The 2,642-nt window shown below is 39.6% G+C and carries 2 protein-coding genes and 1 pseudogene; all 3 read right to left on the bottom strand.

All coding sequences use genetic code 11. The annotated features are described in order from the left end of the window. Positions 1-1,109 (bottom strand): annotated as a pseudogene (locus SORDD16_RS04155) (O-acetylhomoserine aminocarboxypropyltransferase/cysteine synthase family protein); the annotation flags it as partial. Between the two features lie 149 nt (positions 1,110-1,258). After that, positions 1,259-2,056: a formate/nitrite transporter family protein gene (locus SORDD16_RS04150; RefSeq protein WP_061452481.1), complete on the bottom strand. Its 798-nt coding sequence runs from the start codon at positions 2,054-2,056 to the stop codon at positions 1,259-1,261. 190 nt (positions 2,057-2,246) lie between these two features. After that, the coding region (locus tag SORDD16_RS04145; protein WP_128973470.1) for a class A sortase at positions 2,247-2,642 on the bottom strand (396 nt) is incomplete at its 5' end.

The raw sequence follows: 2,642 nt of genomic DNA, 5'->3' as shown, positions 1-2,642 counted from the left end.
TAGCATCTGCAACGTTCGCAAGGTCAGAGAAGATTTCCAAATTATCAATTACCTTGCGAGCTTCTGCTTCTCCACCTTTGACATGGAAGGTAAAGATTGAACCAACACCTTTTGGTAGATATTTCTTCGCTAGTTCATAGTAAGGACTGTCAGGAAGTTTTGGATAATTGACCTTTTCTACCTTAGGATGATTTACAAGAAAATCAACAATTTTCTCAGCATTTTGCACATGGCGTTCCACACGAAGTGAAAGAGTTTCAAGTCCTTGAAGCAAGAGGAAGGCATTAAATGGCGACAAGGCAGCACCTGTATCACGAAGCAATTGAACACGAACAGCGATAATAAAGGCTGCTGCACCCACATCCCGGGTATAGCTCAAGTTATGGTAACTTGGGTCTTCCTCAACAAATTGAGGGAATTTCCCTGAAGCTGCCCAGTCAAAACGACCGCTATCGACAATCACTCCTCCAATAGTCGTACCATGCCCACCGATAAACTTGGTTGCAGAATGAATGGCAATGTCTACCCCATGAGAGAAAACATTGATTAAGTAAGGGGTTGCAAATGTATTATCCGATACCAAAGGGATCTTATGCTCATGCGCAATGGTTGCGACCTTTTCCAAATCAGGAATATTGATCAAAGGATTTCCTAATGTTTCTAGTAAGATCAACTTTGTATTGTCTTGTAAAGCAGCAGCCACTTCCTCTAAATTATCCACATCCACAAAAGTCGTTGTAATGCCGTAGCGAGTCAGGGTTTCCTTCAAAAGATTGAAGGTTCCACCGTAAATGGTTGACGCAGCCACCACATGGTCACCTGCGTGAGCAAGCGCCAAAATAGTGTAGGTTACAGCAGCCATACCTGATGCCTCCAACACCACCTTCAAGAGCAGCGATTCTTTCTTCAAAGGCTGCTGTTGTAGGATTTGTGATACGAGTATAAATGTTCCCTGGTTTTCTCAAGGCAAACAGATCAGCACCTTCCTGCGTATCATCAAAAACGAAGGATGTTGTTTGATAAATTGGTATTGCACGAGATTTGGTCGCTGGATCAACTACTTGCCCAGCATGTAATTGTAGGGTTTCAAATTTAAAATCACGAGTCATATGACGACCTCCAAATAGCTTCATTAGGGATATTGTATCATCTTGGGCTAGCCTTTTCCAATACCGTTTTCTTATATTTTGATATAAAGAACAACTATGACTAGTCTTATACATCAAACAAAAAAGCACGATTCACTCGTGCTCGTTTTTTAATCTACATAAGTATCTTCATTTTTATTGAGGAAGGCGTATGGCAAGCCCATCAAGAGACCTCCTCCGATAAAGTTCCCGACAAAGGTCACGCCCCAGTGACGAAGAATATTAGGTATGTCAAAGTTAGCAATAGAATCTGCAGCAACACTGAACTTAACAATCGCAAAAGAAGCAAAGTTCGCAGCAATGTGTTCGTTTGTTAAAAATACAAACATGTAAATTGCTGACAAGACAAGCCAAAGTTTGGCCCCACCGTCTTTCACCAAAACAAATGAAAGAATGGCAATGTTTACAAAGATATTGGCTAAAATACCTTCAAGTAAGACTAGATCATTGGAACGGCCTAACTTCATCTCTACAACCCCTGAGATGAAACTATCATGTGTTAGATTTGCATAGGCTGCTGAGTGGGCAAAGCCCCAACCTGCTATCAAAGCTCCGATGAGATTGAACAAGGTACAGTAAAGTAAAATCTCAGCTGTTTTTCTCCATGAGATTTTTTTCAAGAAACTACCAGCTGTCAAAAACATCATATTTGAAGTTACCAGCTCAGCATTCAAGAAAACAATGTAGGCCAATCCCCAAGCAAAAACGAAAGGGAAGAGGAAACGTCCACTACCAGGTGCGATCTTATTAATCAAGTCAGCTCCAACTGCACCCGCAGCTGTACTAAATGTTAGAAAGGCACCTGCAAACATGGAACGGATCGCATACTTAAACTTGCTTTGGCTATAAAGACTTTCTTTCTTCTTGCAAGCAAATTCAATCTTTGAGATAAATTCTGAAGAGACCATAAAAAACTCCTAAAACTTTTATTTGTGATAATTATAACATATTTTTTGTTTTCTAGAAAGCGTTTCCCGTAAGATATGAAAATTTTATTCAAAAAATTCCGCTTGTAATATTTCTCATCTTTTTCTTTAAGAGTTTTTTAATGTTCACACAAAAACCAGCGAAATGACTATTTCACTGGTTCATTAGAGTTTAATAGCGTTGTTTATATGGTTTATTAAAGGCACTTAAGATATCATCAGATGTTTTAGAATAATCTTTGACTTCTTTAAAATCACCTTTGACGATAATTCGTTCTGTTGCGTTATAGTCCACACAAGTTACCAGTGTAATTTCCTTAACTCCTTCACGATCCTCAATTTCATCCACCCGATCGGGAGTGACGTGCTTAACCTCACGAATCTCATAGGTGTATACTCTATCCTTGTCAGTCAGATAAATCTTCATACCTGCTTTGGCGTGAGTCAAGGGAGAAAAGAGCATCTGATCTGCATTTTCAGGTGTAAAAATATGATGACTAGCAAGAGAATAGTTCCCCTCGCCCATTTTTTGATCTGCTTTCATGGTTCCTGCCCCGTAAAACAAGTT

The sequence above is a fragment of the Streptococcus oralis genome, assembly GCF_001578945.1.
In the GTDB taxonomy this organism is placed as follows: domain Bacteria; phylum Bacillota; class Bacilli; order Lactobacillales; family Streptococcaceae; genus Streptococcus; species Streptococcus oralis_Q.
The sequence above is the reverse complement of the archived record's forward strand: the minus strand, read 5'-3'. Positions and strand labels throughout refer to the sequence as shown.